The organism is Streptomyces pratensis (genome assembly GCF_037137275.1).
GTDB classification, from domain to species: Bacteria; Actinomycetota; Actinomycetes; order Streptomycetales; family Streptomycetaceae; genus Streptomyces; species Streptomyces pratensis_B.
This window is the reverse complement of the sequence record NZ_JBBBEN010000072.1, coordinates 76,659-95,149: the sequence shown is the minus strand read 5'-3', so window position 1 is coordinate 95,149 and position 18,491 is coordinate 76,659. Positions and strand designations below refer to the sequence as shown.

Here is an 18,491-nt window from a genome sequence, read left to right as displayed (position 1 = left end):
CTCATCTGAGGTGTTGAGCCCCGGTGTGACGGGGGCCCCTTCTCGGCCGACTGGTCTCCACTCACCTCGGCCGGAACGGTCACGGCCGCCGTACTGCGGTGGATCACGCTGTTGAGTTTTGGCGTGACGGAATCGGCCCTCTCCGGAGATTCCGGATCGGGCGATGGCCACAACAAGAGACTGGACCGGTGGACCGGTCCAGTCAAGCGATGAATTTGCGCGCCTCTGCTGGCGAAGCGGAGAAAGTGCAGGTGGGAGCTGGTTTCATGGCAACAAAAAAAGCTGAACCGGTGGACCGGTCCAGCCGCTCTTGTTGCCCTGAAGTGCCTACATGGGGTAGGTGTCCACCTGCTCGAAGAGCGATGAAGGCGTGACGCCCTCCTCGCAGACCAGTGGCTTCCCCTGTTCGTCGTACGCCGTGTGCAGCAGTACGGCGACCGGCGTGTTCTGCGGCACCTTCAATCGGTCCGCTTCTGTCTCTGACGCGAGGCGCACTGTGGTGATGTCCACGCCTTCGGCCGGACCCCGCCCGGTCTGGCGTCGGACGTAACGCGTTGTGCCCTCGGCGATTGGATTGGTGTCAGCGAGACGCGGCGACACCTCCGCGATCTCCGGAGGGAACCACGCCTCAACGCAGCTATTTGGCGTCCCGTCCGGGAGCTGAAGGACGCGAACACGTCGGAGCGCCTTCGTCCCAGGGGTGAGCCCGAGGGCGGCGGCAACGCGGGCAGGGGGTTCCGCCCAATCGGGCGCACCGACACGCAGGAACGGCATCCCGCCCAGGATGCGCGCCGACCCCGCACGGCGAGCGCCGGCGGGACGTGCCACCGGCGTTTCCGTGACGACGAATCCAGTCCCCTGCTTGGCCACGACCACGCCATCGTTTCGCAGCACATCGACGGCCTTGATGGCGGTGGCTCGTGACACATCCCACTGCTCGGCCAGCTCGCGGCCCGACGGGATTGTGGCCCCGGGAGCGATCTCACCAGCGGCGATGCGGGCGCGCAGGAACTCTGCGATCTCTTCGTACTTCAGGACTGCCATGGCTTCCCCTATTTCCTGCGCTGGACTGGTCCACCGGTACACACGATACTGCGACCATGTCGAATCTCGAATTGGCTCCCTCCGTGATGCGGTTCTATGGCGAGACGGTCAACGAGGACAGCCGCCTGCGCAGCTCGGCAGACGGTCGGATGGAACTGGTCAGAACTCAGGAACTCCTGCGACGCTTTCTGCCCCCCGCGCCGGCGCGTGTGCTCGATGTGGGCGGGGGGACCGGGATTCATGCTGAATGGCTGGTGAAAGACGGTTACGACGTCGCTCTCGTAGATCCGGTGCCCCGTCACGTTGAGGCCGCGACGGCGGTGTGCCCGGCGGTGGTCGGGGATGCCCGCGACCTGCCCGAGCCGGACGACACCTTCGATGTCGTGCAGCTCCTCGGGCCGCTCTATCACCTGCCCGACCCCGCCGACCGGCAACGGGCGCTCGCGGAAGCCTCCCGCGTGGCAAAGCCTGGCGGACTGGTCGCCGCCGCCGCGATCAATCGCTATGCGTCGCTCTTCGAGCACGTCACGTACGCCCACCTGCACACCGAACGAATCCACGCCTCCGTCTCCAAGATTCTGGAGACGGCGGTCTATGACGGAGTGCGTGGGTTCACCCTGTCGTACTTCCACCGAGCCGAAGAGCTGGTGGCGGAGCTGGTCGCCTCCGGGCTGGAGGATGTGCAGGTCTTCGGCATTGAAGGCCCCGCCTGGTCGCTGGTGAAGGCGGCGGAGCAGCAGCCGGGCGAAGGTCCAACGGATGAGCTGATCGCCTCAGCTCTGGACGCGGCCCGCATGGCCGAGCCTTACCCGGAACTCCTCGCTGCCAGCTCGCACCTCTTGGCTGTCGGCACGGTGCCCGCCAGCAGCACCGTCTGACGTCCCTGACCTGCGGGCGGAGCCATGGCGCCGGGCCGTCTGTGGGCCGTCGGAGGGCCGCCGACGACGACCCACAACCACCATCAACGACCGCCACCGTCCGGCCCGGGTCGTCGCTGAGCTGGGCGACGACCCGGGGCACCTCGGCGTGTCTGCCACACTGGATGAACCATGCCTAAGCCCGGAGAACTCACTTTCGTCGCGCCCCGCGGAGCCAAGAAGCCGCCGCGGCATCTCGCCGACCTCACGCCCGCCGAGCGCAAGGAAGCGGTCGCCGCGACCGGTGAGAAGCCGTTCCGCGCCCAACAGCTCTCGCAGCACTACTTCGCGCGGTACGCGCACGACCCGGCCGAGTGGACCAACATCCCGGCCGCGTCCCGGGAGAAGCTCGCCGAGGCGCTGTTCCCCGAGCTGATGTCCGTGATCCGGCACATCAGCTGCGACGACGACACGACGCGCAAGACGCTCTGGAAGCTGCACGACGGCACGCTCGTCGAGTCGGTCCTGATGCGCTACCCGGATCGCGTGACGATGTGCATCTCCTCGCAGGCAGGCTGCGGGATGAACTGTCCCTTCTGCGCCACCGGCCAGGCCGGGCTCGACCGGAACCTGTCGACCGCCGAGATCGTGCACCAGATCGTCGACGGCATGCGGGCGCTGCGGGACGGCGAGGTGCCGGGCGGCCCCGCGCGGCTGTCCAACATCGTCTTCATGGGCATGGGCGAGCCGCTCGCCAACTACAACCGCGTGGTCGGGGCCATCCGCCGGCTCACCGACCCGGAACCGGACGGGCTCGGGCTCTCCCAGCGAGGCATCACCGTCTCCACCGTGGGCCTGGTTCCGGCCATGCTGCGCTTCGCCGACGAGGGCTTCAAGTGCCGTCTCGCCGTCTCGCTGCACGCCCCGGACGACGAGCTCCGCGACACCCTGGTCCCCGTCAACACCCGGTGGAACGTGCGCGAAGTGCTGGACGCCGCCTGGGAGTACGCGGAGAAGTCCGGCCGCCGCATCTCCATCGAGTACGCCCTGATCCGGGACATCAACGACCAGGCCTGGCGCGGTGACCTGCTCGGCCGGCTGCTCAAGGGGAAGCGGGTGCACGTCAACCTGATCCCGCTGAACCCCACGCCCGGCTCCAAGTGGACCGCGTCGCGTCCCGAGGACGAGAAGGCGTTCGTCGAGGCCATCGCGGCCCACGGCGTCCCCGTCACCGTTCGGGACACCCGCGGGCAGGAGATCGACGGGGCCTGCGGCCAGCTGGCGGCCTCCGAGCGCTGAGGCCGCCCGGCCGCGACCGGCGGCCTCAGGGCGTCAGGCCGAAAACCGCCCGTGTAGCCTGGGCCGCAATCAACTTCATATTCCGACAGGGGAGCGCCACAGCGCTGAGAGTGCGGCACCACGGACAGGTCGGCCGCAGACCCTCTGGACCTCGCCCGGGTCATTCCGGGTAGGAAGTTCGGACCTTACTCAAGCTGTTGCGCCCTGCCCGCTTCCGGTACGCCCGGGGCGGGCGGGGCCGCGTCTCTTCCTGGTCACCTCCAGGAGGAATCACATGAACACCACCACGAAGTACGCGGCGACCGCGCTGGCCGCCGCGCTCGGCGTCACCGTGCTCGCAGGCTGCGGGGGCGCGGACGGCGGCCCGGCGGAATCCGGCTCCTCCCGGGACGGTGGCTCCACGACCGTGACCCTGGTCAGCCACGACTCCTTCAACGTCTCGGAGTCGGTGCTGGAAACGTTCACGGAGGAGACCGGTTACACCGTCGAGCTCCTCAAGAGCGGCGACGCCGGAGCGGCGCTCAACCAGGAGATCCTGACCAAGGGCTCTCCGCGCGGCGACGTCTTCTTCGGCGTCGACAACACCCTGCTCTCCCGCGCCCTCGACAACGGCATCTTCACCGCGTACGAGGCCAAGGGCCTCGACCGGGTCGCGGACGGCGTCCAGCAGGACGACCAGCACCGTGTCACACCCGTCGACACCGGTGACATCTGCGTCAACTATGACAAGAAGTACTTCGCCGACAAGAAGCTCGCGCCCCCGCAGACCTTCGAGGACCTGGTCGAGCCCGCGTACAAGGACCTGCTCGTCACCGAGAACGCCGCGACCTCCTCGCCCGGCCTCGGCTTCCTCCTCGGGACCATCGCCACCCAGGGCGAGGACGGCTACGAGGCGTACTGGAAGAAGCTGGAGGCCAACGGCGTCAAGGTCGTCGACGGCTGGGAGCAGGCGTACAACGAGGAGTTCTCCGGCTCGGCCGGGGGCAGGAAGGCCAAGGCCGACCGGCCGCTCGTCGTCTCCTACGCCTCCAGCCCGCCCGTCGAGGTCCTCTACGCGGACCCGCAGCCGAAGGAGGCTCCCACCGGGGTCGCCACGGGCACCTGCTTCCGGCAGACCGAGTACGCCGGCCTGCTGACCGGGGCGAAGAACGAGGCGGGCGGCAAGGCGCTGCTGGACTTCATGATCAGCAAGACCTTCCAGGAGGACATGCCGCTGAACATGTTCGTGAACCCGGTCGTGGCTGAAGCGGAGCTCCCCGGGCTGTTCACGGAGTTCGGCGAGAAGGTGGAGACACCTGCCACCGTCGCGCCCGAGAAGATCGCCGCCAACCGTGAGCAGTGGGTCCGGTCGTGGCACTCGCTCGTCGTGAAGTAGCGCCCGGCCCGGCCCGCCGGGGCGCTCCCGCCCCCGCAGGTCGCGGCGGGAGCGCCGGCCGGCGGGGCGCCGCGGTGCGGCTCGGCCTGATGGCCGTGCCCGTGGCGTTCTTCGGGATCTTCTTCGCCTACCCCGTGGCCGCCATCGTCGGCCGCGGGCTCAAGGCGGGTGGAGACTGGCAGTTCGGGCGGGTCGGCGAGGTGCTGGCCCGCCCGGACATCCGCGACGTCCTCTGGTTCACCACCTGGCAGGCTCTCGCCTCGACCGCGCTCACGCTGCTGATCGCCCTGCCCGGGGCGTACGTCTTCGCCCGCTTCGACTTCCCGGGCAAGCAGGTGCTGCGGGCGGTCGTCACGGTGCCCTTCGTGCTGCCGACGGTCGTCGTCGGCACCGCGTTCCTGGCGCTGCTGGGGCGGGGCGGGCTTCTCGACGAGCTGTGGGGCGTGCGCCTCGACACCACCGTGTGGGCGATCCTGCTGGCCCACGTCTTCTTCAACTACGCCGTGGTCGTCCGCACGGTGGGCGGCCTCTGGTCGCAGCTGGACCCGCGGCAGGAGGAGGCCGCCCGGGTGCTCGGCGCCGGTCGTCTCGCCGCGTTCCGCCGGGTGACCCTGCCGGCGCTCGCGCCGGCGGTCGCCGCCGCCTCCCTGATGGTCTTCCTCTTCACCTTCACCTCCTTCGGCGTCGTGCAGATCCTCGGCGGACCGGCCTACTCCACCCTGGAGGTGGAGGTCTACCGGCAGACCGCGCACCTGCTCGACCTGCCGACGGCCGCCGTGCTGACCCTGGTGCAGTTCGCCGCGGTCGGCGCGATCCTCGCCGTGCACGCCGTGACCGTACGCCGCCGGGAGCGCGCGCTGAAGCTGGTGGACCCGGCGCAGACCTCCCGCCGACCGCGCGGCGCCCGCCAGTGGTCGCTGCTCGGCGGCGTCCTGCTGACCGCGCTGCTGCTGGTGCTGCTGCCGCTCGGAGTGCTGGTGGAGCGCTCGTTCGACGGGCCGGGAGGCTACGGCTTCGGCTACTACGAGGCGCTCCAGTCGGCCGGGGCCAGCGGCTCCACGTTCCTGGTGCCCCCGCTTCAGGCCGTCGGGAACTCGCTGCGGTACGCGCTCGTCGCCACGCTCATCGCCCTCGTCGTCGGGGGCCTGGCGGCCGCGGCGCTGACCCGGAGGGCGGGACGGCTGGTGCGCGGCTTCGACGCGCTGCTGATGCTGCCGCTCGGAGTGTCCGCCGTCACCGTCGGCTTCGGTTTCCTGATCACGCTGGACGAACCGCCGCTCGATCTGCGTACCTCCTGGATTCTGGTGCCGCTGGCCCAGGCGCTGGTCGGCGTCCCCTTCGTCGTACGGACCATGCTGCCCGTGCTCCGCGCGGTGGACGACCGGCTGCGCGAGGCCGCCGCCGTGCTGGGGGCTTCCCCGCTCCGGGCCTGGCGCGAGGTCGATCTCCCGCTGGTGCGGCGGGCGTCGCTGGTCGCGGCGGGCTTCGCGTTCGCCGTGTCGCTCGGCGAGTTCGGCGCCACCGTCTTCATCGCCAGGCCCGACAACCCGACCCTGCCCGTCGCCGTGGCCCGGCTGCTGGGCCGGTCCGGGGAGCTCAACTACGGGCAGGCGATGGCCCTCAGCACGATTCTGATGCTGGTGTGCGCGGTGTCGCTGCTGCTCCTGGAGCGCGTACGCACCGATCGGTCCGGGGAGTTCTGAACGATGGCAGGGGAGCCTTGCGCATGCTGAGTCTGGAAGCGGCCACCGTACGGTTCGGGAAGCGGACGGCGCTGGACGCGGTGGACCTGGAGGTCGCCGACCACCGGGTCGTCTGCCTGCTCGGGCCGAGCGGCAGCGGCAAGTCCACGCTGCTGCGGGCCGTCGCCGGCCTCCAGCCGATGGACGGCGGCCGGGTCCTGCTGGCCGGCCGCGACCAGGCGGGCGTCCCGGTGCACCGCCGCGGCCTCGGGCTGATGTTCCAGGACCACCAGCTCTTCCCACACCGCGACGTCGGGGCGAACGTGGCCTTCGGCCTGCGGATGCGCGGCGTCGCCCGCGCAGAGGCGGAGCACCGGGTCCGCGAACTGCTGGAGCTGGTGGGCCTGCCCGGGGCCCAGCGCCGGGCGGTCGCCGCGCTCTCCGGGGGTGAGCAGCAGCGTGTCGCCCTCGCCCGCGCGCTCGCCCCGCGCCCCCGGCTCCTGATGCTGGACGAGCCGCTCGGCCAGCTGGACCGCAGCCTGCGTGAGCGGCTCGTCGTCGAACTGCGCACGCTCTTTCGCGAGCTGGGCACGACGGTGCTCGCCGTCACCCACGACCAGGGCGAGGCTTTCGCGCTGGCCGACCGGGTCGTCGTGATGCGGGACGGCCGAATCGCCCAGGAGGGCACCCCGCTGGACGTCTGGCAGCGCCCCGCCTCCGCGTTCGTCGCCCGGTTCCTCGGCTTCGACAACGTCACCGGGGCGACGGTCACCGGCCGGGCCGCCGTCACCGCCTGGGGCAAGGTGCCGGTGCCCGCAGGGTCGCCGCAGGGCGAGGCCGATCTGCTGGTCCGCCCCGCCGGGGTCCTGATCGGCGCTCCCGAGGACGGCCTGCGCTGCACGGTGGGCGTCCGCACCTTCCGGGGGAACCACGTGGCCGTGCGCCTGACGCCGGAGAACGCGCCGGTGCTGGAGGCCGAGTGCGCCCTGCGGGACACCCCGGACGAGGGCGCGGTGGTCGGCGTCCGCTTCGACGCGGCTCAGACGGTGGTGCTGGCCCCCCGGTGAGGCCCCGGCACCGGGCCGCCCCCCGCTACAGCGTGCTCCGGGCACGGCGGGACGCAGACGCGGACCGCCGCCCTCGCGCCGCCTCGCCGCCCACCCGTGAGCCGTGCCCGCCTGAGCGGCCGCGGCCCTGGGCGGGCCCCCGCTGAGTCGGCCCTCCCCAGGCGGCCTCGGGCCCGGGGGGCGTCAGCCTCTCAGCGGCAGCGCGGCCAGCTCCGCGGTCGCCCAGGTCAGCGGAGCGAACAGGGCCAGCAGCGCCCCCACCCGCAGCACCGACGCCGCCCGGAGTGCGGCGGCCGGGGCGCCCATGCCGAGCAGCGCCCGAGCGGTGCGCGCGCGGGCGTGCCGGGCCTCAAGGGCGGAGATCAGCAGTGTCGCCGTCGTGCAGCACAGGACCAGCGCCGCGCCGAACGCGGTGAACGGGCCGAACGGGCGGCCACCGTCCCCGTAGAGCGTCGACGCGGCGACCATCGCGGAGAACACCGCGCAGAGCGCCCCCAGCGGGCGGCCGATCCGGCGCGCCTCGTCCATCAGGGCCCGCCCCGCCAGCAGCCGCACGGCGCCGGGGCGCACCGCCTGCAACGCCCGCCCGCACAGATGGGTCAGGCCGGGGCCGGCCGCCGCCAGGCCGATCGCGGTGAGCGCCCAGCCGCCCAGCACCGCCACCGGGGCGGAGTCGAACCGGCCGGGCAGCGGCAAGGCGTGGCCCGCCGAGCCCCGCGACGCGTACGCCTCGACGGCGAGTCCGGTGGCCGCGAGCGCCACGCCCCAGGGGAGCCCGGCCGGCGTGGACGCCGGCGGTTCCTCGGCGCCGAAGGCGTCCCGCGCCGGGTCGGGCCGTGACCGCAGCGCCAGCGCGCCGGCCGTCGCGGAAGCCACCGGGACCAGCGCCAGCAGCATCAGCGCGGCAGCAGGCGGCACCGGACTGCCCGCGCCGAGCAACTGTGCCGCGCGGCCGTCGAACGGCATCCCGGTCAGGTCGCCGCGCAGGTGGAGGAAGAGCAGCAGGGCCACCAGGGAGCCGAGCGTCGTGGAGACGGCGGTGGAGACGGCGGCCAGCACGGAGAGCCGCACCGGGCCCAGGCCCACGGAGGAGAGGCCCGGCCGGGGCCGGGTGCTCGGATCGGCACGGGCCACCGCCACGGCGAACTGCACGGTGGCGGCGAGCGGGACGAGGCACCACAGCAGCCGCAGCACGGAGCCGGCGGACTGCTCCGGGTGCGCGGAGGCGTACCCGAGGGCGCTCAGCAGGAGGAAGCCGACGCCGGCCGACGCGGCGGCGACGAGCAGCCGCCGGAGCAGGACGAGGGGATGGGAGCCGCGGGCTAGACGGAGAGCGAGCACGCCGCGCGCCCCTCCGCTTCGGGCTCCGCGGGCAGGGAGCCGGTGGCGACTCGACGGCCGTCCAGCAGCGGGAGCGTCCGGTCGGCGAGCGCGGCGACCTCGTCGTCGTGGGTGGCCAGGACGACGGTGATGCCGTGGGAGCGGGCCGCGGTGGTCAGCGTGCGCAGTACCTGGGAGCGGTCGGCGCGGTGCAGGGTCGCGGTGGGCTCGTCCGCGAAGACGACGGTCGGCCCGCCGGCCAGGGCCCGTGCCACGGAGATCCGCTGGCGCTGGGCCTGGAGCAGTGTGTGCGGCCGCTTCTTGGCGAAGGCGGCGATGTCCAGGCGCTCCAGCCACTCGGTGGCGGCCTTCTTGGCGGCCCGGCGCGAGACGCCGCGCAGCAGCAGCGGCAGGGCGGCGTTCTCCCAGACGGTCAGCTCCCCGACCAGTTCCGGATCGGAGGAGATCCAGCCGAAGCGCTCCCGGCGCAGCCGCTCGCGCGTCCGGGGGTTCATGGTGTGCACGGGCACGCTGTTGAACCAGACCTCGCCCTGCTGGGGGGCCAGCCGACCCGACAGACAGTGCAGCAGCGTGGTCTTCCCGCTGCCGCGCGGGCCGGTCACCGCCAGGATCTCGGCGTCCCGGACACCGAGGGAGACGCCGCAGAGGCCGGGCGATCCGTTGTGGGAGTAATGCAGGGAACGCGCCCAGATCACGTCGTTGTCCGGCGGGGCCACCATGGCGTACACCTCGGTTCAGGTCAGACTTCCCGTTCCCCCGTACGGGGGAACGAGGACGCGGCCGATCGGTCACTCGGCACCGTAGGGAGTCGGACCCGGTCCGGCGCACAGCACGCGGCCCGGATGCGCCCGTTCTCACTCGAACGGGCTTATCCGGGCCGATGAACCGTAGGAAATGACTGTCGGACGTGGACCCGGCCACGAGGTCGGGCGGCGGTCGCGGAACGGTGGGTCAGAGCTTCGTCCAGGCCTCCGTCAGCACGGCCCGCAGGATGGACTCGATCTCGTCGAACGTCGACTGGTCGGAGATAAGCGGCGGGGCGAGCTGGATGACCGGGTCGCCGCGGTCGTCGGCCCGGCAGTACAGGCCGTTGTCGTACAGCGCCTTGGAGAGGAAGCCGTACAGGACGCGCTCGGTCTCCTCGTCGGTGAAGGTCTCCTTGGTGGCCTTGTCCTTCACCAGCTCGATGCCGTAGAAGAACCCGTTGCCGCGGACGTCGCCGACGATCGGCAGGTCGTACAGCTTCTGCAGCGTCGTCAGGAAGGCGTTCTCGTTGTCGAGGACGTGCTGGGTGAGGTTCTCGCGCTCGAAGATGTCGAGGTTGGCGAGGCCCACCGCCGCCGAGACCGGGTGCCCGCCGAAGGTGTAGCCGTGCAGGAAGGTGTTGCCGCCCCGGTAGAACGGCTCGGCGATCCGGTCGGAGACGACGCACGCGCCGATCGGGGAGTAGCCGGAGGTCATGCCCTTCGCGCAGGTGATCATGTCCGGCACGTAGCCGAACTTGTCACAGGCGAAGATCGTGCCGAGCCGGCCGAAGGCGCAGATGACCTCGTCGGAGACGAGCAGTACGTCGTACTGGTCGCAGATCTCGCGGACGCGCTGGAAGTAGCCGGGCGGCGGCGGGAAGCAGCCGCCCGCGTTCTGCACGGGCTCCAGGAAGACCGCCGCGACGGTGTCCGGGCCCTCGAAGAGGATCTCCTGCTCGATCTGGTCGGCGGCCCAGCGGCCGAAGGCCTCCGGGTCGTCGCCGAACAGCGGGGCGCGGTAGATGTTGGTGTTCGGCACCTTGTGCGCGCCGGGGACCAACGGCTCGAACGGGGCCTTGAGCGCCGGCAGGCCGGTGATGGACAGGGCCCCCTGCGGAGTGCCGTGGTAGGCGACGGCGCGCGAGATGACCTTGTACTTCGTCGGCTTGCCCTGGAGCTTGAAGTACTGCTTGGCCAGCTTCCAGGCGGTCTCGACGGCCTCGCCGCCGCCGGTGGTGAAGAAGACCTTGTTGAGGTCGCCCGGCGCGTGGCCGGCGAGGCGCTCGGCCAGTTCGACGGCCTTCGGGTGGGCGTAGGACCACACCGGGAAGAAGGCCAGCTCCTGGGCCTGCTTGTACGCCGTCTCGGCGAGCTCGTGACGGCCGTGGCCCGCGTTGACCACGAACAGGCCGGAGAGCCCGTCCAGGTAGCGCTTGCCCCGGTCGTCGAAGATGTGCGTTCCCTCGCCGCGCACGATGGTGGGAACGGGCGCGTTCTCGTAGTCCGACATGCGGGTGAAGTGCATCCACAGGTGGTCGTACGCGGTTCGGCTGAGGTCCTTGCTCACGGCTATCGGGTTCCCCACATATAGGTCTGCTTCTTGAGCTTGAGGTAGACGAAGCTCTCGGTGGAGCGCACGCCGGGAAGGGTCCGGATGCGTTTGTTGATCGTCTCCAGCAGGTGGTCGTCGTCCTCGCAGACGATCTCCACCATCAGGTCGAAGGAGCCCGCGGTCATCACCACGTACTCGCACTCCGCCATGGCCGACAGGGCCTCGGCCACCGGGTCGAGGTCGCCCTCGACGTTGATGCCGACCATCGCCTGGCGCCGGAGCCCCACGGTGAGGGGGTCCGTGACGGCGACGATCTGCATCACACCCTGATCGAGCAGCTTCTGGACGCGCTGGCGCACGGCCGCTTCGGAGAGGCCGACGGCCTTGCCGATCGCGGCGTACGGACGGCGCCCGTCCTCCTGGAGCTGCTCGATGATTGCAAGGGAGACGGCATCGACCGCTGGTGACGATCCGTTCCCGGTCCTGGAGTCTGCGCTGCGACTGGCCACGCATCCACTCTGCACCGCTCTTCGTCTGTCTCGCAACCCCGGATCGATGAAATTCGTTGTTCTCGGGTCACGATCTGACTGAATCCGAAGTTGAGGGCGGGTAGGTATGTCGAAAGCGTCACGGGAGCGATTAGGCTGGACGTCTCACCCATCGGACAGTCGACAGGAGGGGTGGTTGTGACCACCGAGGTGCGCCGTCTGCGCAACTACATCAACGGAGAGTTCCGGGACGCCGCGGACGGGCGGACCATCGATGTGGTCAGCCCGGTGACGGAAGAGGTCTACGCGACCTCGCCGCTCTCCGGCCCGGCCGATGTCGATGCCGCCATGGAGGCCGCCGCGGCCGCTTTCCCCGCCTGGCGGGACCTCACGCCCGCCGAGCGCCAGAAGGCCCTGCTGAAGATCGCGGACGCCTTCGAGGAGCGCGCGGAGGACCTGATCGCGGCCGAGTCGGAGAACACCGGCAAGCCGCTGGGGCTCACCCGCAGTGAGGAGATCCCGCCGATGGTGGACCAGATCCGCTTCTTCGCGGGAGCGGCGCGGCTGCTGGAGGGCCGTTCGGCCGGCGAGTACATGGAGGGACTGACCTCCATCGTCCGCCGCGAGCCGGTCGGCGTCTGCGCGCAGGTGGCGCCGTGGAACTACCCGATGATGATGGCCGTGTGGAAGTTCGCCCCGGCGCTCGCCGCGGGCAACACGGTCGTCATCAAGCCGTCCGACACCACCCCGGCCTCCACGGTGCTGATGGCCGAGATCATGGGCCAGATCCTGCCCAAGGGCGTCTTCAACGTCATCTGCGGCGACCGGGACACCGGCCGCACCATGGTCGAGCACCCGACCCCGGCGATGGCCTCCATCACCGGTTCCGTACGGGCCGGCATGCAGGTCGCCGAGTCCGCCGCCAAGGACGTCAAGCGCGTCCACCTGGAGCTCGGCGGCAAGGCGCCCGTCGTGGTCTTCGAGGACGCCGACATCGCCAAGGCCGTCGAGGGCATCTCCGAGGCGGGCTTCTTCAACGCGGGCCAGGACTGCACGGCCGCCACCCGCGTCCTGGTCCACGAGTCCGTCCACGACGAGTTCGTCACCGCGCTCGCCCGGGCCGCCGCCGACACGAAGACCGGTCAGCCGGACGACGAGGACGTGGCGTACGGACCGCTGAACAACGCCAACCAGCTGAAGCAGGTCAGCGGCTTCATCGAGCGGCTCCCCGCCCACGCCAAGGTCGAGGCGGGCGGCCACCGGGTCGGCGACAAGGGCTACTTCTACGCCCCGACCGTCGTCTCCGGCCTCAAGCAGGACGACGAGATCATCCAGAACGAGGTCTTCGGCCCCGTCATCACCGTCCAGTCGTTCACCGACGAGAAGCAGGCCGTCGGATACGCCAACGGTGTGGAGTACGCGCTCGCCTCCTCGGTGTGGACCACGAACCACTCCCGCGCCATGCGCATGTCCAAGAACCTCGACTTCGGCTGCGTGTGGATCAACACCCACATCCCGCTGGTCGCCGAGATGCCGCACGGCGGGTTCAAGAAGTCCGGCTACGGCAAGGACCTCTCCGCCTACGGCTTCGAGGACTACACCCGCATCAAGCACGTCATGACGTCGATCGAGGACTGACCGGCCCGGCCCTCGGCCCCTGCCCCGCGGACGCGGCCCCGGACTCCGGTCCGGGGCCGCACCCGTCCTCGGCGGTCCCCCGTCGCCGGCATCGCGTACGACCGGAGGGCGCGGGGGCGCGAGACCCCCAGCACCGCCCAGCTGTGGGCGGGCGGTCCGCGCGGCAGGCCGGCCCTGCTGTCCGCGCCCGAGAAGGCGTGCGCGCTGCCCGTGCGGGGCGACGCGTCGGCGTCACCCGCTGGGAAGCCGACGGCTCCCGCACGATGCGCGGACCGGCCGAGCGGCGCGTGCGCCCGCGGTGCGTCCGCCGCTTCGCCGGCGACGACTGCGCCAAGGGCCCCGGCGCCGACGACATGCCGGCCTGCCGGGCCTACTCGGGAGGTGTCTTCCCACTCCACGCGGACACCCGGCCATCGCGTTCTCCGTGCCGGAGGAGGGCGCAGAACCACGGGCAAGGCCCCTGACGAGCCCCCGAACTCCGGCGTCGGGCGGTGCGGCCCCGTCAGCCGGTTCGGTCAGGAGCCCCGAGGGGCGGGGGGGCCGGCCAGGACCCGGTGCAGGGCGTCGATCCGGTTGGTGGTGATCGAGTCGACGCCCCGCTCGACCAGCCGGCGCATCGTGCGCTTCGTGTCGGCCGTCCAGGCGGACACGAGCAGCCCGTCCCGGTGCGCCCGGTCCGTCAGCTCCCGGGTCACCAGCCCGAACCGGTAGTTCAGCCACCGGGGCTTCACCGCGGCCAGCAGCTCCGGGCGGGGCGGGGCCAGTGTGTTCCAGGTCAGGGCGATCTCCGCGGACGGGTCGGCGGCCCGCACCCGCAGCATCGCGTCCGCGCCCGCGCAGTAGTACGCCCGCTCGCCCGCCCCGCACTCCCGGACCGTGCCGACGATTCTCCTCACCGACGCGTCCGTGGAGCCGGGCAGATCCACCATCACCCGGTGCGCGCCGGTGGCCAGCAGCGCGTCGCGGAGCGTGGGCACCCCGCCGCCGGTCAGCTCCGTCAGCTCCCGGTGCTCCAGCCGGTCGACCCGCAGGTCGTGTCCCCACAGCCGCTCCAGCGTCGCGTCGTGGAGCAGCACGGGGACCCCGTCGCGGGTGACCCGCACATCGATCTCGACCGCGTCCGCCCCTCGGTCGAGGGCGGAGCGGAGTGAGGGCAGGGTGTTCTCGCGGGCGAGGTAAGGGTCGCCGCGATGCCCCACGGCGGTGACGTCGGAGAGGGGAGAAGCCATGGGGTCATTGTGGCGAACCGGGCCGGCGGCCGGGGGCCCGGACCTGAGGGACGGCTCAGCGGCCGGGGCCCCGGAGCCAGTCCGCCGTGTAGACGTCGATCTCCTCGGCCAGCCTCCGCTTGCCCGCCGGGTCCAGGAACGAGGCCTCCACCGCGTTCTTCGCGAGGTCCGCGACGCCCCGCTCGTCGAGCTCCAGCAGCCGGGCGGCCACCGCGTACTCGTTGTTCAGGTCGGTGCCGAACATCGGCGGATCGTCGCTGTTGACGGTGACCAGCACGCCCGCCGCCACCATCTCGCGGATGGGGTGGCGGTCGATGTCGGCGACCGCGCGGGTGGCGATGTTCGACGTCGGGCAGACCTCCAGGGCGATGCGGTGCTCGGCGAGGTGCTCCAGCAGCTTCGGGTCCTGGACGGAGCTGGTGCCGTGCCCGATGCGCTCGGCGCGCAGCGCGGTCAGCGCGTCCCAGACCGTCTGCGGCCCCGTGGTCTCCCCGGCGTGCGGCACCGAGTGGAGCCCCTCGGCGATGGCCCGGTCGAAGTAGGGCTTGAACTGCGGGCGGTCCACCCCGATCTCCGGCCCGCCCAGGCCGAAGGAGACGAGCCCGTCGGGCCGGTGCTCCACCGCGAGGCGCACGGTCTCCTCCGCCGACTGGAGACCTGCCTCGCCGGGGATGTCGAAGCACCAGCGCAGGACGACGCCCAGCTCGGCCTCGGCCGCCCTGCGGGCGTCCTCGATGGCCTCCATGAACCCTGCCTCGGGGATGCCCCGGCGCGTCGAGCTGAACGGGGTCACGGTCAGCTCCGCGTACCGGATGTTCTGCCGGGCCATGTCGCGCGCCACCTCGAACGTGAGCAGCCGGACGTCCTCGGGGGTGCGGATCAGGTCCACCACCGAGAGGTACACCTCGACGAAGTGGCCGAAGTCGGTGAAGGTGAAGTAGTCGACCAGCGCCTCCGGGTCCGTGGGCACCTTGGAGTCCGGGTGGCGGGCCGCCAGCTCGGCGACGATCCGGGGCGAGGCCGACCCCACATGGTGGACGTGGAGCTCGGCCTTGGGCAGCCCCGCGATGAAGGGGCGAGGATCGGTCATCGGTTGTCTCCCGGTTCGGTGTGGCGTCGGCCGGTGCCGGGCCCCTCGTCCGGACCGCCCCGGGGGGTGTGCCCCGTGCGGTCCGGACGACGGGCCCGGCCGCCCGCACCGATCATCGTAGGCGGCGTCCGGGGTCGTCGGACCGGGCCGTAGCATGACGTGACCACGATGGGGGAGGCCCATGTCAGACAACACAGAGCAGCCAGGGGGCGGGGCCGCGCCGCGCGATCCGTGGGCACCGCCGGACAGCGGGGTGGAGCTGGACAAGCGGGGATCGAACACCCCGCCCCCGGCCGTCCACGAGCAGCCGACCGTGACGTCCATGCCGGGCGCCGGACCGGCCCCGGGGGACGGCACCGGACCGATACCCGCGCCGGGCGGTTTCGGCCCGGCGGCCCCGGACGTACCGCCGCCGCCGATCGGCCCGAACGGCCCCGGCCAGGCGGCCCCGCCGCCGACGGGTGCGCACGAGCCGGGCTACCCGACCCCGCCGCCGGCGGGCGCGCCCCCCGCCGGCTATCCGGCCCCGCCGTCGGCCGCCGGGCACTACGGCTACCCCGCGCCGCCCCCGCAGCCGTACGGCGGCTACCCGGGTCATCCCTCCTACGGCGCCGGCCCGGGCCCCTGGGCGCCCGCACCGTCGAACGGGCTGGGCACGGCCGCCATGGTGCTCGGCATCGTCTCGGTGGTCGGCTTCTGCCTCTACGGCGTCAACATCCTCCTCGGCATCCTCGCGCTCGTCTTCGGCATCATCGGCCTCGGGCGGGCCAAGCGCGGCGAGGCCACCAACCGGGGCATGGCGATCGCCGGGATCGTCCTCGGCTCCGTCGGCATGGTCCTCGGCTCGGTGATCCTCGGCCTCATCATCTGGGCCGCGACCAACGACGGCGGCGAAGAGGAGTACGGCGACTCCTACGAGGACCCGTTCGCCACGTCCCTGGTCGTCGAGGGCCGGCCGTAGGGGACGAGCACGCTTGCGAAGCGGGCCTGACAGGTCAGGCCGCCGCACCCGGCGCCGTCCGTCCGGACGGGCGGAGACCCTGGTCCCGCCCGCACGGCCGGGCGGCGCCGTCGTCGGCCCGGCGGCTCAGCCCGCCGCACCCGCGCCTCCATCAGGGCGAAGCCCGGCAGACGGCCGCCCGGCTCCGGGTCCTGGCCGCACGCGGGCACGCCGCCCGCCACCGCCACGGCGAACCGCCCCCCGTATGCGCACAGCCTCCTCGAAGCCGCGCACCGGCCGCCCCGCCCTCCCCGTCGCCGCCGGGCTGCGCGTTGACAGCGCCGCCGACTGTGTCCGCGGGCCGAGGGCCGGCCCCCATGACAGGTGGGTGCGGCATCCGCCACTGACAGTCCGTACGGGGTTTTCCGCACCGGCACGACACATGGTCGACAGATTCCGTCGCGTAACCAAAAGGCAACAACGGAATCACTTGTTGGGTGGACACCCCTCTGCCAGGATCGGCACTCAATTCACGAAGAGGCGACGCCGACCCCGCCCTGCGGGCATGCGGCGGAGGAGAGCGTCATGGGCAAGGGCTTCCAGGTGCAGGACCGCTTCGCGGAAGGTGCGCAGTACATCGGCGGCGAGCTGCTCCCCGGCACATCCGGCCGTCACCACGAGGTGGTGAACCCCGCGACCGGCGAGACGGTGCTCCGCTACGAGCTGGCCGCCGCCGAGGACGTGGACGCGGCCGTCGCCGCCGCCAGGGCCGCCTTCCCCGGCTGGTCCGGCGCGACCCCGGGTGAGCGCTCCGAAGCCCTGCACCGGTTCGCCGCCGCCCTCGCCGAGCAGGCCGACGACCTCGCGTACGCCGAGTCCCTCCAGTGCGGCAAGCCGGTCAAGCTCACCGCCGGGTTCGACGTCCCCGGCACCGTCGACAACGCCGCCTTCTTCGCGGGCGCGGCACGCCACCTGGAGGGCAGGGCCGCCGCCGAGTACGACGGGGACCACACCTCCTACGTACGCCGCGAGGCGATCGGCGTCGTCGGGTCCATCGCCCCCTGGAACTACCCGCTCCAGATGGCCGCCTGGAAAGTCCTGCCGGCCGTCGCCGCGGGCAACACCGTCGTCCTCAAGCCCGCCGAACTCACCCCGCTGACCTCGCTGATGTTCGCCCGGGCGGCCACCGGGGCGGGCATCCCCGACGGCGTCGTCAACGTCGTCACCGGCGCGGGCGAGGACGCCGGCGAACACCTCGTCGGCCACCCCGACGTCGCCATGACCTCCTTCACCGGCTCCACCGCCGTCGGCAGACGGGTCGCGGAGCTCGCCACCGCCACCGTCAAACGCCTCCACCTGGAGCTCGGCGGCAAGGCGCCCTTCGTGGTCTTCGACGACGCCGACCTGGAGGCCGCCGTCCACGGCGCGGTCGCCGGCTCCCTCATCAACACCGGCCAGGACTGCACCGCCGCCACCCGCGCCTACGTGCAGCGCCCCCTCTACGACGCCTTCGTCCGGGACGTCGCCGCGCTCATGGAGACCGTCCGGCTCGGTGACCCCTTCGACGCCTCCACCGACCTCGGGCCCCTGATCAGCCACGCCCAGCGCGACCGGGTCGCCGGCTTCGTCGACCGGGCGCGCGGCTACGCCCAGGTCGTCACCGGAGGCGAGGCCCCCGGCGGCGGCCTCGCCGCCGGCGCGTTCTACCGGCCGACCCTCGTCGTGGGCGCGGCCCAGGACAGCGAGATCGTCCAGGCGGAGATCTTCGGGCCGGTCCTGGTGGTGCTGCCCTTCGACACCGACGACGAGGGCATCGCGCTGGCCAACGACACCCCCTACGGCCTGGCCGCCTCCGCCTGGACCCGCGACCTGTACCGCGCCAACCGCGCCACCCGTGAGATCCAGGCGGGCTGCGTGTGGGTGAACGACCACATCCCGATCCTCAGCGAGATGCCGCACGGCGGATACAAGGCCAGCGGCTTCGGCAAGGACATGTCGGCGTACTCCTTCGAGGAGTACACGCAGGTCAAGCACGTCATGTACGACAACACCGCGGTCGCACGGAAGGACTGGCACCGCACGGTCTTCGGGGACCGGTGACCGCCGTCGCCCACCCGCGGCCTGACACCCGAAAGGGCACAGC

General features: G+C 72.0%; 15 protein-coding genes. 8 read left to right on the top strand and 7 right to left on the bottom strand.

Going from position 1 to position 18,491, the window contains the following annotated elements:
* Positions 1-327: 327 nt before the first annotated feature.
* Entirely contained in the window at positions 328-1,044 is a 717-nt protein-coding gene (locus V9U70_RS07920) for a GntR family transcriptional regulator (RefSeq protein WP_336673765.1), read from the bottom strand.
* Between the two features lie 56 nt (positions 1,045-1,100).
* Between V9U70_RS07920 and V9U70_RS07915 the strand changes: the two genes are divergently transcribed.
* The 5 genes from V9U70_RS07915 to V9U70_RS07895 all read left to right on the top strand — a co-directional run bounded on the left by V9U70_RS07915 (position 1,101) and on the right by V9U70_RS07895 (position 7,324).
* Positions 1,101-1,922 (top strand): class I SAM-dependent methyltransferase, encoded by an 822-nt coding sequence (locus V9U70_RS07915; protein ID WP_334664871.1) that lies wholly within the window; start codon positions 1,101-1,103, stop codon positions 1,920-1,922.
* Between the two features lie 171 nt (positions 1,923-2,093).
* Entirely contained in the window at positions 2,094-3,200 is a 1,107-nt protein-coding gene (gene rlmN / locus V9U70_RS07910) for a dual-specificity RNA methyltransferase RlmN (protein WP_336673764.1), read from the top strand.
* Positions 3,201-3,474: 274 nt separating this feature from the next.
* Complete coding sequence (locus V9U70_RS07905) at positions 3,475-4,575, top strand: thiamine ABC transporter substrate-binding protein (protein ID WP_336673763.1); 1,101 nt, start codon at positions 3,475-3,477, stop codon at positions 4,573-4,575.
* 89 nt (positions 4,576-4,664) lie between these two features.
* Positions 4,665-6,278 (top strand): ABC transporter permease, encoded by a 1,614-nt coding sequence (locus V9U70_RS07900; RefSeq protein ID WP_336673762.1) that lies wholly within the window; start codon positions 4,665-4,667, stop codon positions 6,276-6,278.
* 23 nt (positions 6,279-6,301) lie between these two features.
* Positions 6,302-7,324: an ABC transporter ATP-binding protein gene (locus V9U70_RS07895; protein WP_336673761.1), complete on the top strand. Its 1,023-nt coding sequence runs from the start codon at positions 6,302-6,304 to the stop codon at positions 7,322-7,324.
* A 183-nt stretch (positions 7,325-7,507) separates the two neighbouring features.
* Here the strand turns inward: V9U70_RS07895 and V9U70_RS07890 are convergent, their stop codons facing one another.
* From V9U70_RS07890 to V9U70_RS07875, 4 genes are all read right to left on the bottom strand, one after another.
* The gene (locus tag V9U70_RS07890; RefSeq protein ID WP_336673760.1) at positions 7,508-8,665 is read right to left on the bottom strand and encodes a hypothetical protein; all 1,158 of its coding nucleotides are present in this window, start codon (positions 8,663-8,665) and stop codon (positions 7,508-7,510) included.
* Complete coding sequence (locus V9U70_RS07885; protein ID WP_336673759.1) at positions 8,647-9,384, bottom strand: ABC transporter ATP-binding protein; 738 nt, start codon at positions 9,382-9,384, stop codon at positions 8,647-8,649. The genes V9U70_RS07890 and V9U70_RS07885 overlap by 19 nt, the downstream gene beginning before the upstream one ends.
* Before the next feature lie 232 nt (positions 9,385-9,616).
* The gene (locus V9U70_RS07880; protein ID WP_336673758.1) at positions 9,617-10,996 is read right to left on the bottom strand and encodes an aspartate aminotransferase family protein; all 1,380 of its coding nucleotides are present in this window, start codon (positions 10,994-10,996) and stop codon (positions 9,617-9,619) included.
* Positions 10,981-11,472 carry an Lrp/AsnC family transcriptional regulator gene (locus tag V9U70_RS07875; RefSeq protein WP_336673757.1) on the bottom strand — a complete coding sequence of 164 codons (492 nt, stop codon included), beginning with the start codon at positions 11,470-11,472 and terminating at the stop codon, positions 10,981-10,983. The genes V9U70_RS07880 and V9U70_RS07875 overlap by 16 nt, the downstream gene beginning before the upstream one ends.
* 177 nt (positions 11,473-11,649) lie before the next feature.
* On the opposite strand from V9U70_RS07875, the gene V9U70_RS07870 reads away from it, so the two are divergent.
* Positions 11,650-13,089 (top strand): gamma-aminobutyraldehyde dehydrogenase, encoded by a 1,440-nt coding sequence (locus tag V9U70_RS07870; RefSeq protein WP_336673756.1) that lies wholly within the window; start codon positions 11,650-11,652, stop codon positions 13,087-13,089.
* 515 nt (positions 13,090-13,604) lie between these two features.
* Here the strand turns inward: V9U70_RS07870 and V9U70_RS07865 are convergent.
* Together V9U70_RS07865 and V9U70_RS07860 are read right to left on the bottom strand one after the other, a co-directional pair.
* The gene (locus V9U70_RS07865) at positions 13,605-14,318 is read right to left on the bottom strand and encodes a glycerophosphodiester phosphodiesterase (RefSeq protein ID WP_336673755.1); all 714 of its coding nucleotides are present in this window, start codon (positions 14,316-14,318) and stop codon (positions 13,605-13,607) included.
* A 55-nt stretch (positions 14,319-14,373) separates the two neighbouring features.
* Positions 14,374-15,408 (bottom strand): adenosine deaminase, encoded by a 1,035-nt coding sequence (locus V9U70_RS07860; protein ID WP_336673754.1) that lies wholly within the window; start codon positions 15,406-15,408, stop codon positions 14,374-14,376.
* A gap of 181 nt (positions 15,409-15,589) precedes the next feature.
* Between V9U70_RS07860 and V9U70_RS07855 the strand changes: the two genes are divergently transcribed.
* Together V9U70_RS07855 and V9U70_RS07850 are read left to right on the top strand one after the other, a co-directional pair.
* Positions 15,590-16,369: a DUF4190 domain-containing protein gene (locus V9U70_RS07855; protein WP_336673753.1), complete on the top strand. Its 780-nt coding sequence runs from the start codon at positions 15,590-15,592 to the stop codon at positions 16,367-16,369.
* A gap of 564 nt (positions 16,370-16,933) precedes the next feature.
* Positions 16,934-18,448, top strand: coding sequence for a gamma-aminobutyraldehyde dehydrogenase (locus V9U70_RS07850; RefSeq protein ID WP_336673752.1), 1,515 nt, complete (start codon positions 16,934-16,936; stop codon positions 18,446-18,448).
* Positions 18,449-18,491: the final 43 nt, after the last annotated feature.

What these genes read in the sequence shown, in the direction of transcription:
- V9U70_RS07900 (WP_336673762.1), top strand. Translation starts at nt 4,665, where the DNA reads ATGGCCGTGCCCGTGGCGTTCTTCGGGATCTTCTTCGCCTACCCCGTG.
- V9U70_RS07855 (WP_336673753.1), top strand. Translation starts at nt 15,590, where the DNA reads ATGTCAGACAACACAGAGCAGCCAGGGGGCGGGGCCGCGCCGCGCGAT.
- V9U70_RS07865 (WP_336673755.1), bottom strand. Translation starts at nt 14,318, where the DNA reads ATGGCTTCTCCCCTCTCCGACGTCACCGCCGTGGGGCATCGCGGCGAC.
- V9U70_RS07905 (WP_336673763.1), top strand. Translation starts at nt 3,475, where the DNA reads ATGAACACCACCACGAAGTACGCGGCGACCGCGCTGGCCGCCGCGCTC.
- V9U70_RS07860 (WP_336673754.1), bottom strand. Translation starts at nt 15,408, where the DNA reads ATGACCGATCCTCGCCCCTTCATCGCGGGGCTGCCCAAGGCCGAGCTC.
- rlmN (WP_336673764.1), top strand. Translation starts at nt 2,094, where the DNA reads ATGCCTAAGCCCGGAGAACTCACTTTCGTCGCGCCCCGCGGAGCCAAG.
- V9U70_RS07920 (WP_336673765.1), bottom strand. Translation starts at nt 1,044, where the DNA reads ATGGCAGTCCTGAAGTACGAAGAGATCGCAGAGTTCCTGCGCGCCCGC.
- V9U70_RS07915 (WP_334664871.1), top strand. Translation starts at nt 1,101, where the DNA reads ATGTCGAATCTCGAATTGGCTCCCTCCGTGATGCGGTTCTATGGCGAG.
- V9U70_RS07885 (WP_336673759.1), bottom strand. Translation starts at nt 9,384, where the DNA reads ATGGTGGCCCCGCCGGACAACGACGTGATCTGGGCGCGTTCCCTGCAT.
- V9U70_RS07895 (WP_336673761.1), top strand. Translation starts at nt 6,302, where the DNA reads ATGCTGAGTCTGGAAGCGGCCACCGTACGGTTCGGGAAGCGGACGGCG.
- V9U70_RS07850 (WP_336673752.1), top strand. Translation starts at nt 16,934, where the DNA reads ATGGGCAAGGGCTTCCAGGTGCAGGACCGCTTCGCGGAAGGTGCGCAG.